Origin of the sequence: Cyanobium sp. Alchichica 3B3-8F6 (assembly GCF_024346435.1) — a bacterium.
Lineage (GTDB): Bacteria > Cyanobacteriota > Cyanobacteriia > PCC-6307 > Cyanobiaceae > Cyanobium_A.
In genome coordinates this window covers 164,066-174,184 of the sequence record NZ_JAGQCZ010000004.1, presented here as the reverse complement: position 1 = coordinate 174,184, position 10,119 = coordinate 164,066, and the positions used below count along the sequence as shown (strand labels likewise).

The 10,119-nt window shown below is 65.7% G+C and carries 12 protein-coding genes and 1 tRNA gene; 5 read left to right on the top strand and 8 right to left on the bottom strand.

The window, feature by feature from the left end; translation table 11 throughout:
* Positions 1–151 precede the first annotated feature (151 nt).
* Positions 152–805, bottom strand: a complete 654-nt coding sequence (gene nth, locus KBY65_RS05270) for an endonuclease III (protein ID WP_255000752.1) — start codon at positions 803–805, stop codon at positions 152–154.
* A gap of 59 nt (positions 806–864) precedes the next feature.
* Here nth and aroC point away from each other — a divergent pair, with 59 nt between their 5' ends.
* Positions 865–1,953 carry a chorismate synthase gene (gene aroC / locus KBY65_RS05265; protein ID WP_094559244.1) on the top strand — a complete coding sequence of 363 codons (1,089 nt, stop codon included), beginning with the start codon at positions 865–867 and terminating at the stop codon, positions 1,951–1,953.
* 27 nt (positions 1,954–1,980) lie between these two features.
* Here aroC and KBY65_RS05260 read toward each other — a convergent pair whose 3' ends face one another.
* From KBY65_RS05260 to psbO, 5 genes are all read right to left on the bottom strand, one after another.
* Positions 1,981–2,493, bottom strand: coding sequence for a hypothetical protein (locus KBY65_RS05260; RefSeq protein ID WP_254987967.1), 513 nt, complete (start codon positions 2,491–2,493; stop codon positions 1,981–1,983).
* 55 nt (positions 2,494–2,548) lie between these two features.
* On the bottom strand, positions 2,549–3,178 hold the full coding sequence (locus KBY65_RS05255) for a bifunctional 4-hydroxy-2-oxoglutarate aldolase/2-dehydro-3-deoxy-phosphogluconate aldolase (RefSeq protein ID WP_255000751.1): 630 nt from the start codon (positions 3,176–3,178) through the stop codon (positions 2,549–2,551).
* 13 nt (positions 3,179–3,191) lie between these two features.
* Positions 3,192–5,036 carry an ATP-dependent zinc metalloprotease FtsH3 gene (ftsH3, locus tag KBY65_RS05250; protein WP_094559186.1) on the bottom strand — a complete coding sequence of 615 codons (1,845 nt, stop codon included), beginning with the start codon at positions 5,034–5,036 and terminating at the stop codon, positions 3,192–3,194.
* Between the two features lie 48 nt (positions 5,037–5,084).
* Complete coding sequence (gene sat, locus KBY65_RS05245) at positions 5,085–6,251, bottom strand: sulfate adenylyltransferase (RefSeq protein WP_255000750.1); 1,167 nt, start codon at positions 6,249–6,251, stop codon at positions 5,085–5,087.
* 136 nt (positions 6,252–6,387) lie between these two features.
* A complete protein-coding gene (psbO, locus tag KBY65_RS05240; protein ID WP_255000749.1) occupies positions 6,388–7,200 on the bottom strand; it encodes a photosystem II manganese-stabilizing polypeptide in 813 nt (270 codons plus the stop codon).
* Between the two features lie 139 nt (positions 7,201–7,339).
* On the opposite strand from psbO, the gene KBY65_RS05235 reads away from it, so the two are divergent.
* Positions 7,340–7,675, top strand: coding sequence for a hypothetical protein (locus tag KBY65_RS05235; RefSeq protein ID WP_094559183.1), 336 nt, complete (start codon positions 7,340–7,342; stop codon positions 7,673–7,675).
* A gap of 12 nt (positions 7,676–7,687) precedes the next feature.
* Here KBY65_RS05235 and coaBC read toward each other — a convergent pair whose 3' ends face one another.
* The gene (gene coaBC / locus KBY65_RS05230; RefSeq protein WP_255000748.1) at positions 7,688–8,941 is read right to left on the bottom strand and encodes a bifunctional phosphopantothenoylcysteine decarboxylase/phosphopantothenate--cysteine ligase CoaBC; all 1,254 of its coding nucleotides are present in this window, start codon (positions 8,939–8,941) and stop codon (positions 7,688–7,690) included.
* Positions 8,931–9,146 (bottom strand): DUF2555 domain-containing protein, encoded by a 216-nt coding sequence (locus tag KBY65_RS05225; RefSeq protein WP_255000747.1) that lies wholly within the window; start codon positions 9,144–9,146, stop codon positions 8,931–8,933. Before KBY65_RS05225 ends, coaBC begins: the two co-directional genes overlap by 11 nt.
* A gap of 156 nt (positions 9,147–9,302) precedes the next feature.
* Between KBY65_RS05225 and KBY65_RS05220 the strand changes: the two genes are divergently transcribed.
* From KBY65_RS05220 to KBY65_RS05210, 3 genes are all read left to right on the top strand, one after another.
* Positions 9,303–9,375 (top strand) — tRNA-Ala (locus tag KBY65_RS05220).
* A gap of 34 nt (positions 9,376–9,409) precedes the next feature.
* Positions 9,410–9,571, top strand: coding sequence for a PCP reductase family protein (locus KBY65_RS05215; RefSeq protein ID WP_094559180.1), 162 nt, complete (start codon positions 9,410–9,412; stop codon positions 9,569–9,571).
* Between the two features lie 42 nt (positions 9,572–9,613).
* On the top strand, positions 9,614–9,811 hold the full coding sequence (locus tag KBY65_RS05210; protein WP_094559179.1) for a hypothetical protein: 198 nt from the start codon (positions 9,614–9,616) through the stop codon (positions 9,809–9,811).
* Positions 9,812–10,119 lie beyond the last annotated feature (308 nt).

The following is a 10,119-nucleotide window of genomic DNA, read 5'->3' as shown; positions in this document are numbered from 1 at the left end:
CTGAGCGTGACGCTCAAACGGAATCCCTCAAGCCCCCTCCTCGGAGGGGGCTTTTTCATGGGAGATGGCCTTGGAAATGGTTGTGGCGTTGTTGCACAGGCTGTTTCACAACCGCAACAGCGGCTTTAAATACACCACCTGGGGATCGGGATCAGGCCTTCCGCCAGATCACCGCGCTGCGGCGCCGGGGATACAGCTCTCGGCACAGTGGGCAGACGGTGCCGTCGCAACCCCGGGCCGTGCAGAACTCACGGCCGTAGAAAATGATCTGGAGGTGCAGCCGATTCCAGGCCTCCTTGGGGAAAAGGGCCTTGAGATCGCGCTCGGTGTGCACCACGCTCTGGCCGCTGCTCAGCCCCCAGCGCTGGGCCAGGCGGTGAATGTGGGTATCCACGGGAAAGGCCGGCACGCCAAAAGCCTGGGCCATCACCACGCTGGCGGTCTTGTGACCCACCCCCGGCAACGCCTCGAGCGCTTCAAAACTGCAGGGCACCAGGCCACCATGGCGCTCGAGCAGCAGCTCCGCCAAGCGCTTGACGTTGCGGGCTTTGGTGCGGGCGAGACCCAGCTGGCGGATGTGGGCCAGGATCGACTGTTCGCTCAACGCCGCCATGGCGGCAGGGTCCGGACCAGCTTCAAACAGGGCCGGGGTGACCTCGTTCACCTTCTTGTCGGTGCACTGGGCACTGAGCAGCACCGCCACCAGCAGGGTGAAGGCATCCCTGTGGTCGAGAGGAACAGGGGTTTCGGGGTAATGCTCCTGCAGGCGCTCCATGATCAGCGTGGCCCGTTCCTGCTTCTTCAAGGTTGCGCCATGCCGCCAGCGAAGCCCAGTTTGTAGGCTCGGCCCAGCGCAGGTCGCCCATGGGCAGCAGCTTCGGTCAGCTTTTTCGGATCAGCACCTTCGGCGAATCCCACGGCGGGGGCGTCGGCGTGATCGTGGACGGCTGCCCGCCGCGGCTTGATCTTGATGTTGGGGCGATTCAGCAGGAACTGGATCGCCGCAAGCCGGGCCAAAGCAAGATCACCACCCCCCGCAAAGAGGACGACCGGGTCGAGATCCTCAGCGGCCTGCTCGATGGGGTGACCCTGGGCACGCCCATCGCCATGGTGGTGCGCAACAAGGACCAGCGACCTCAGGATTACAAGGAGATGGAGGTGGCGTTCCGCCCCTCCCACGCCGATGCCACTTACCAGGCCAAATACGGCATCCAAGCCCGTAGCGGTGGCGGCCGCGCTTCAGCCCGAGAAACCATCGGCCGCGTTGCCGCCGGGGCGATTGCCAAACAGCTGCTGGCCAAGACCCATGGCACCGAAGTGCTCGCCTGGGTCAAGCGCATCCACGACCTGGAGGCGCCGATCGACCCCAACACGGTGACCCTTGAGGCCGTGGAGTCGAACATGGTGCGCTGCCCCGATCCAGCCATGGCGGGGCGCATGGTGGAGCGGATCGAGGCGATCGGTCGCGACGGCGATTCCTGTGGCGGCGTGATCGAATGCGTGGTGCGGCGGCCGCCGGTGGGGCTGGGTATGCCGGTGTTCGACAAGCTGGAAGCCGACCTCGCCAAGGCGGTGATGTCGCTACCCGCCACCAAGGGCTTTGAAATCGGCTCCGGCTTCGGTGGCACCCTGCTCAAGGGCAGTGAGCACAACGACGCCTTCCTGCCCAGCGAGGGCGGCCAGCTGCGCACCGCCACGAACAACTCCGGCGGAATCCAGGGCGGCATCAGCAACGGCGAAGCGATCGTGATCCGGGTGGCCTTCAAGCCCACCGCGACGATCCGCAAAGCGCAGCAAACCATCAACGATCGGGGTGAAGCCACCACCCTGGAAGCCAAGGGTCGGCACGACCCGTGCGTACTGCCGCGGGCGGTGCCGATGGTGGAGGCCATGGTGGCCCTGGTGCTCGCCGATCACCTGCTGCGCCAGCAGGCCCAGTGCAGCCTGTGGTGATCAGCAGCGGCAGCCTGTTCTGTTGGACTAGATCGCTGCCGCAGTGGGCTGCAGGCCGTTGCCGCCGAGCAGTCCGGCGGCCTTCGCCATCCGCCGCGCCGGCGATGAGCCCGCGCGCTTGGTGGACACCGCAGTGGACACAGCGGTCTTGCGAGCTGGTTTGCGTGCCGGCTTTTTCGGCACCGGCTTTTTAGGCACCGTCTTTTTAGGCACCCCAGACGCACTGGCCGGCTTGCGGGTTGCTGGCTTGGCGGCGCGGCTGCGGTGGCTGAGCACCATCGCCCACTCGGCATCGGTGAGGCTGGCAGGCTTGGCGCCGTGGGCGTCGGCAACCTTGGCCGCTTTCTCAATGTCAGCAATCAGATTGCTCCAGGAGGTCGCAAACCGCTTGTCGGACTGCGACTTGGCTCCACTTTCCACCAGGGTTTCGATCACGCCAGCGGCGGAGACCTTCTTGCGGCGGCGATTGAAAATTTCCTTCTGCAGTTGGGCGATCAACGCATCGGCCTTGTCGCTGAGCTTGATGGTGAGCTGAGACATAAAAGGGGGAACCTCTGTCTCAGCTGTAGCACTGCAGACTCGCAACGGCAACACATCAGCGCGATCGGGCCCCCAATCGCACGACGAGGGCGGCCAAAAGCTGCCACTCCGCGTCGTTGGCGAGGGCTCCCCCCAGGGCCACCGCATCCACGCCCGCTTCAAGCCAGGGCTCGACGTCGCCTGGACGAAGACCTCCAGCGGCGATGCAATGGGGCAAGCTGCGCTCTCCCCCCAAAGGGCCGGCCAAGCGTTGCCAGTAGGCCTTCCCCACGCTGCTGGCGGGAAACAACTTGACCAGCGAGCAACCCCAAAGCCGCGCCTGGTACACCTCCGTTGGCGAGAGCACACCAGGCACCAACGGCAACCGCAACTGCCGGGCCCGATCCACCAGCTGGCGATCCAGCACCGGCGACACCACGTAGGCAAGGCCTGCAGCAGCCGCAGCCGCAAGTCCGGCGCCATCCAGCACTGAAGCGGCCCCCAGATGAAGCCGCGGAAAACGCTGGCGCAACAAGGCGCAGTGGGGCACCCACTGGGGATGACCACTCCAGGCAATCTCCACCTGGTGAACACCCAGCAATTGGAGCCGCTCCAGCGACTCGGCAAGATCCAGAGGGTCGAAAGCACGAAGCACCACCAGCAATGGCTGGTGGTGCAACGCCTCAATCAAGCCAGCCTCGATCAAGCCAGCTTCGGGCTCAGACGTATTCAGCGACCTTGACATCGCTGCGGATCAGCAGCTCCTGGAGACCTTCGGCATCCACCGATTCCTTCTCCACCAGCATGTCGGCCAGCTCATCGAGCACCGGACGGTTTTCGGTGAGTACGGCGGTGGCACGCTTGTAGGCCTCGGCCACCAGTTGGCTCACCTCCTCGTCGATGGCGGCGGCAGTGTCTTCGGAGAAGTCACGCTCGGCAGCGATGTCGCGGCCTAGGAACATGCCGCCCTGGCTGCGGCCGAGGGCCACAGGACCGAGGCGATCACTCATGCCAAAGCGGGTGACCATCTGGCGGGCCACGCGGGCCACCTGCTGCAGGTCGTTGGAGGCACCGGTGGTGACTTCGTCTTCGCCGTAGACGATCTCTTCGGCGACGCGTCCACCCAGGGCCACGGCCATCTGGTTTTGCAGGTAGGAGCGGGAATAAAGACCCGACTCCATGCGCTCTTCACTCGGGGTGAAGAAGGTGAGCCCGCCGGCGTTACCGCGGGGAATGATCGAGATCTTCTGCACCGGGTCGTAGTCGGGCATCAGGGCGCCCACCAGGGCATGGCCCGCTTCGTGATAAGCCACCAGGCGCTTGCGCTTCTCGCTCATCACCCGGTCCTTCTTCTCGGGGCCCGCCATCACCCGCTCGATGGCGTCGTTCACCTCGTCCATGGAGACTTCGGTGAGCTGACGCCGAGCGGCAAGAATCGCCGCTTCATTGAGCAGGTTGGCCAGGTCAGCACCGGTGTAGCCGGGGGTGCGGCGCGCGATCTTGTCGAGGTCAACGTCCTTGGCAAGCGTTTTGCCGCGGGCGTGAACGCCGAGGATCTGGAGACGACCGGCGTAGTCGGGACGATCCACCACCACCTGGCGGTCGAAACGGCCGGGACGCATCAGGGCTGCATCGAGCACGTCGGGGCGGTTGGTGGCCGCCACGATGATGATGCCGGTGTTGCCCTCAAAGCCGTCCATCTCGGTGAGCAGCTGGTTGAGGGTCTGCTCACGCTCGTCGTTGCCGCCGCCGAGGCCAGCGCCCCGTTGACGACCCACGGCATCGATCTCGTCGATGAAAACGATGCAGGGCGCACTCTTCTTGGCCTGCTCGAACAGGTCACGCACGCGGCTGGCGCCGACGCCGACGAACATCTCGACAAACTCCGAACCGGAGATCGAGAAGAAAGGCACACCTGCTTCGCCGGCCACCGCCTTGGCGAGCAGGGTTTTGCCGGTGCCCGGAGGACCCACCAGCAGCACACCCTTGGGTATCTTGGCGCCGACGGCGGTGAAACGATCGGGGTTCTTGAGGAAGTCGACGACTTCGGTGAGCTCAAGCTTGGCTCCCTCGATGCCAGCCACATCGCCAAAGGTGACCTGGGTTTGGGGCTCCATCTGCACCCGCGCCTTGCTCTTGCCGAAGCTCATGGCGGGGTTACCACCTCCGCCCTGGGCGCGGCGCAACAGGAAGAACAGACCCCCGAGCAGCAGCAGGGGGAAGATCAGACTGCCCACCGCCTGCTGCCAGGCCGCCGGCTCGCGGCTGGGCTGCACGGCGATGTCGACGTTGTGGTCGGTCAGCAGCTTCAGCAGATCCTTGTCGGGGGCGAGGTTGACGACGGCGCGGCGGCCGTCGTTTTCCACCACCTGGGCCGTGCCCCGGTCGGGGGAAATCAGCACCCGGGACACCTCATTGCCCTGCACCGCCTCCACGAAATCGCTGTATCGCAGGGTGCGGGGCGCATTGGCCGGATCGGGTCGGTCAAGGAAGGCGGTGCCCACCGCGATCATCACGATCACGAGAAGGACATAGAGCCCCGCGTTGCGCCAGCGCTTTTTCAAGACTCGTGCCTCTGCTGATGAGAATTTAGTAACGGAATGTTAACTGGCTCAGGCCGCAGCCCGAAGCACCTCCACCACACTACGGAAGGCAAACCATTCCGGGATCTCCTCGCCGCCGCGCAGCATCTGGCGGAACTGGGTGCCGCTCAGCTTGCGCACGTGCAGGCCACGGGCTTCGGCGTGCTCGGCGGTGACGTAGCCCTCCTCCTCGGTGTAGACGAGGTTGAGCGAGGGCACGGTTTCCATGCCCAGCTCGGGGGCATGGTCGCGGGCGAAATCCTGGGCCTGGTAGGGGCCGTAGAAGTCGTCGCCGCTGAGGGAGCTCTTGCAGCCGGCCATGTCGCGGCCAATGATGAAGTGGGTGCAGCCGTAGTTCTTGCGGATGATCATGTGCTGCAGGGCCTCGCGCGGGCCGGCCATGTGCATCGAATAGGGCAGGTAGGCCCAGCGGATGCGTGGGTTGTTGACCTCGGCCGCCAGGCGCTCGTAGGTCTGGAAGCGCACCTCACCGGCGATGTCGTCGTCCTGGGTGGGCCCGCAGGTGGGATGCACCAGCACCACACCCTGCTCACTCACGTTGCTGGCCTCCAGAGCCCGGGTGAACAGCTCGTAGTGGGCGCGGTGGATGGGATTGCGGCACTGGAAGGCCACCACGCTCTGGCCCTCGGGCAGGGTGGCGCGCACTTCGGCAGGTGTTTTGCAAGGAAACACCCGCTGGGGCAACTCCAGGCCCTGCACGCTGCCGCCCAGGTAGAAGCGGCCCCGTTCACCGGTGATCATCCGCACAGCGGGGTGCTCGATCGACGTGGTGCCATAGCAGCCCTGGGCTTCGCGGGCCTTGTCCGGCTCCCAGCGGCTCTCCACCGTGAACACGGCCAGCTCCTGGCCCCGGTAGGTGAGCAGCAGCCGCTCGCCGAGACCGATCGAGGCATCGTCGGTGTCGAACACGATCGGCAGACCGAACAGCAGGCCGCTGCTGGTGCGATGGCCGGCCACCACGGCGTCGTAATCCTCCTGGTGCATGAAGCCGCGCAGGGGGGAGAAGCCGCCCACCACCAGCAGCTCCACGTCGCAGGCATTGCGGTCGCTGCACTCAAGGCGGCGGCTGGCGCTTGCCTTCAGCGACTCCCGCTCACCGGCCGCCACCATCAGGTTGACGAGCGCGCCGCCATGGGGGGCAATCAGGCCGGTGGCGGCGGAGTCGGCAACGGTCATCGCGGGCGGACGCTCAGGGGAGGATGGATTCTCCCAGACCAGCAGCACACCGCTCGAGCTCTGAGGGTCGCAAACAGGTGCGGCCATCAAAAAGAGCCCCTTCCGGGGCTCTTGGCAACTGGTGTGCGCGGAGTGCTCAGGCCTGTTCGAGGCGGCCGTAGAGCTGGCCGACGATCTTGACGTCGACGACGGCTTTGGTGCCCATGTCGGAGTCAGAGGGCTGAATGGCGGTGAACACGCCAGCGAACTCACCGGTGGTCGGATCGACCTTGGTGATGGAGAGATTCATCGTGCCGGAGCCATCGACGTAGCGCTTCACGGTTTCGCCGGTGAACTCATCGCCAGCCGGCACCAGACCCACCGCACTGCTGTAGCCGGTGGTGAGGCCACGACCCTTGGGATCGAGGAAGTTGCTGGTGCGGTAGCTGGGGGCGCGATAGGAGCCTTCGAAATCGGTGCTGGTGGTGAGGGCTGCACCATCAGCGGTGGCCAGCAGCTCCTTGCTGGAGAAGGTGAAGGGCACTTCCTCGCCACCGGGCAGCAGCACGGTGATGGGCTGGAAGTCGATGCCGCCCAGCTCCTTGAAGGTCAGGCCATCGCCGCTGACGTTGAGATCGCCGTACACCTGATCCAGGCTGGAGGTGAAGCGGGTGAGGATCTTGCCGGCCACAAATTGGGCCTCCTGACGCTTGTTGGCGGGCTCGCCCTTCACATACACCTCAGCGGGGTGCATGCAGATTTCGCGGAGCTGATAATTCGACGAAGCATCCAAAGCAATGGAGCCCCGGGCCGAATCGGGCAGGGTCGGGCAATCGTTGGCCAGGCCGGTGTTGTGGATGTCGTCGTAGGTGAGGTTGGCGCGATCCACGGCCTTGGCCCCGCCGCTGCAGGCGGTCACCAGGGTCAGGCACAGCGCCAGCACAAGGGCCAGCAGAGGACGAAAACGCATGGGGGAACGCCCCAGAGACGGGGGATGGGAACTGGGCTGTGGCGGATCCTACCGGTGCAAAACCCTGATTCCCCGTACGATGTCGCGGCTCTCAACAACCTGTATGCGAGAGCCCGCCGCGCGCGAAGAGAGACAAGACATGAGCCTTACCCCGTCCCAGCAGGAGCGCCTCACCAGCCAACTGCAGCAACTCGAACACCTGGCCAGTGAACTGGAGGGCCAGCCGGAAGCCCTGTTGACCCTGTTGCGACAACTGGAGCAACTGCACCGTTCCGTTCAGGACGGACCCTTCCGCAGCAGCCTCCCCGCCGATCGCGGTCAGCTGTTCAGCCTGTTGCAGAGCGTCGAGCGCAGTGGCGGCTGGCCCTACATCCCCCGGCTTCAGCTGCGCACCTTTATGGATCTGCTCCAGCACGACGGAGCTCACGATGGGCCCCACAACGAAACCCCCGACGGCGAGCCCCTGGCCGCCTGAAGCCTGCCGCTCTTAAGGGCGCAGGGCCGTGAGCAACTGCTGGGCAATGGCCAGCTTGGAGCCAGGCTGCAGCCGTTGCTCACCGCCAACGCCGCCCAGCAGCCAGCCGTGGTTGGTGTCCACACCAAACCCGGCATCAGCCTGATCAATCGGATTGGCAAACAACAGATCGCAGCCCTTGCGGGCCCACTTGGCCCGGGCCTCGGCCAGCACCTCACCCGACTGGGCGGCAAAGCCCAGGATCCGCTGACCGGCGGGCCGGCGGGCCACCAGGCCGGCCAGCAGATCGGGCACCGGCTGCCAGCCGGAGGTGAGCTCAGCCTCCAGGGCTTCCTTGCTGAGCTTGTGCGCCAGCGGCTGCTGGCGGCGGTGATCGGCCACCGCCGCCGCCATGGCGATGGCATCGGCTTCGGGCTGGAGACGCAGCAGGGCCTGTTCCATCTGGGCTGCCGTCTCGACCGGCTCGCAACGCAGCCCCGCCAGCAGTTGGGGATCGAGGGCCAGGGGGCCATGCACCAAGGTCACCTCCGCCCCGCGCAGCCGTGCTGCCTGAGCCAGCAGCACGCCCATCCGTCCGGTGCTGGGGTTGGTGAGACAGCGGACCGGATCGAGCGGCTCGCGGGTTGGGCCGGCCGTGACCAGCAAGCGCAGGCCAGCCCAGTCGCGCTGCCAGCCCCACAACTGCAGGCTCTCCAGGGCGAGCAGCAACTGCACCGGCTCGGCCATGCGGCCATCACCGCGGCGGTCGCAGGCCAACAGGCCCGCCGCAGGCCCCAACGGCAACACCCGCTCAAAACCCTGCAGCAGCTCCCAGTTGCGCCGCACCGCCGGGGAAGCCCACATCGCCGTGTTCGTGGCCGCCGCCGCCAGCACCGGCGCCTCCGTGGCCAAGAGGATGCTGGCCAGCAGGGTGTCGGCCAATCCGTGCACCCAGCGGCCCAGGCTGGTGGCACTCAAGGGAGCCACCAGCACCAACTCCGCCCACTCCGCCAGCTCCACATGCAGTGGGCGGGGGGCGTGATGGCTCCACTGATCGGCGTCGAGGTGACACGGATGGCGACTCAGGCTCGCCAGGGCCACCGGACTCACCAAGGCGGCCGCCGAGGACGTGAGCACGCAACGCACCTCGGCACCGCGCTGGGCCAGGGCGCTCACCACCAACGGCAGCTTGACGGCCGCAATGCTGCCGCTGATTCCCACCAGGATGCGGCGGCCCGCCAGGGGGTCGACCAACACAGAAGCGGAGTCGGCCGGCTCAGTCCTCATCGAAGGGTTCCTGGTCCACCAGATGCACGTAGGGACGCACCAGCTCAGGGCGGTGAATGGCCAGCGCACGCATCAGATGCCAGTCCTGCAGGCCCGCGAAGGGGGTGGGGTAGTCGTCTTCGTCGAGACGGAGGGCCAAGGCGGCGGTTGATGCCTCATCAAAGGAGGCGATCAACTCTGGCGTGATCGCTGCGGCTGCTGTCATTGGGGAGGCTGCCATCGTTGAGGAAGCAGCCTTGGGTGGGGAATCGGTCAAGTCGCTGGCCTGCTCAGTGATCTCCATTCTCGGCTCTCAGGACAACAGCCACCGCCACAGGACTGATAATTTCTGGCAGAGACGCGCCCTCGGGCTCGTTGGATCGGGGAATTAGCTCAGCTGGTAGAGCGCTGCGATCGCACCGCAGAGGTCAGGGGTTCGAGTCCCCTATTCTCCATCTTCTGACCAGCGGGAAGGCCTGAACCTCCACCATGAACTGGCATCCCGACGCCAAAGCCAAACTCAAGGAAGTGCCCTTTTTTGTGCGGCCTGCGGTGCGGCGACGCATTGAATCGATGGCCCAGGAAGCCGGCCGCAGCGAGGTCGACGCCCCCTTTTATGAGCAGGCCAAGGCCCAGTTCGGACAGAAGTGATCCGGCGATGCGGTAAAAGGGTCTTTGGTACAACACCCATCGATGTCGCAATCGAAACGCGAACAGGTGGTTAGCCACCTGCGGTACATCCGCCAGGAGCTCCGTGAAATGCACCAGGGCGTGATGGATGACGGCCTGCTCCCCGAGGCCGGTGAGGTGCGCGGCGTGATGGCCCAGATGGAGGCCCTGCTCGAACTCCTGGAGGGCAAGTCCTCCCGCAAGAAAGACAGCGACGGCTGAGACGCAGACCGGGGCTGCTCCCCAGGGCGTCAAGGCCCCCTGGGGACGCTCTGGCAAACGTCCGCTCTGCCGTTGTAAGCACTCCATCCAGGCGCTTTGGTTGCAACGTCCCCATCACCCAGCCCGGGCTTCGGCCGCGGGCTTTTTTATTGGAATCCCCTATCTGTAGCGGTAAAAGGCTGCGCACACTCCAGAGATGGTGTAGACAGGATTGGGCAGGGCTCGGGCCGGGTGATGGGGATCACCGCCGTCAGCTTCCCTGCCCCCCTCATTTCAGTCCACGCTAAAGGCCTTCCACTGATGGCCTC

Bases quoted from the DNA above. Each gene is read 5' to 3' on its own strand.
- aroC (WP_094559244.1), top strand. From the start codon at position 865: ATGGGCAGCAGCTTCGGTCAGCTTTTTCGGATCAGCACCTTCGGCGAA.
- KBY65_RS05260 (WP_254987967.1), bottom strand. From the start codon at position 2,493: ATGTCTCAGCTCACCATCAAGCTCAGCGACAAGGCCGATGCGTTGATC.
- sat (WP_255000750.1), bottom strand. From the start codon at position 6,251: ATGACCGTTGCCGACTCCGCCGCCACCGGCCTGATTGCCCCCCATGGC.
- psbO (WP_255000749.1), bottom strand. From the start codon at position 7,200: ATGCGTTTTCGTCCTCTGCTGGCCCTTGTGCTGGCGCTGTGCCTGACC.
- KBY65_RS05235 (WP_094559183.1), top strand. From the start codon at position 7,340: ATGAGCCTTACCCCGTCCCAGCAGGAGCGCCTCACCAGCCAACTGCAG.
- coaBC (WP_255000748.1), bottom strand. From the start codon at position 8,941: ATGAGGACTGAGCCGGCCGACTCCGCTTCTGTGTTGGTCGACCCCCTG.
- KBY65_RS05225 (WP_255000747.1), bottom strand. From the start codon at position 9,146: ATGACAGCAGCCGCAGCGATCACGCCAGAGTTGATCGCCTCCTTTGAT.
- KBY65_RS05215 (WP_094559180.1), top strand. From the start codon at position 9,410: ATGAACTGGCATCCCGACGCCAAAGCCAAACTCAAGGAAGTGCCCTTT.
- KBY65_RS05210 (WP_094559179.1), top strand. From the start codon at position 9,614: ATGTCGCAATCGAAACGCGAACAGGTGGTTAGCCACCTGCGGTACATC.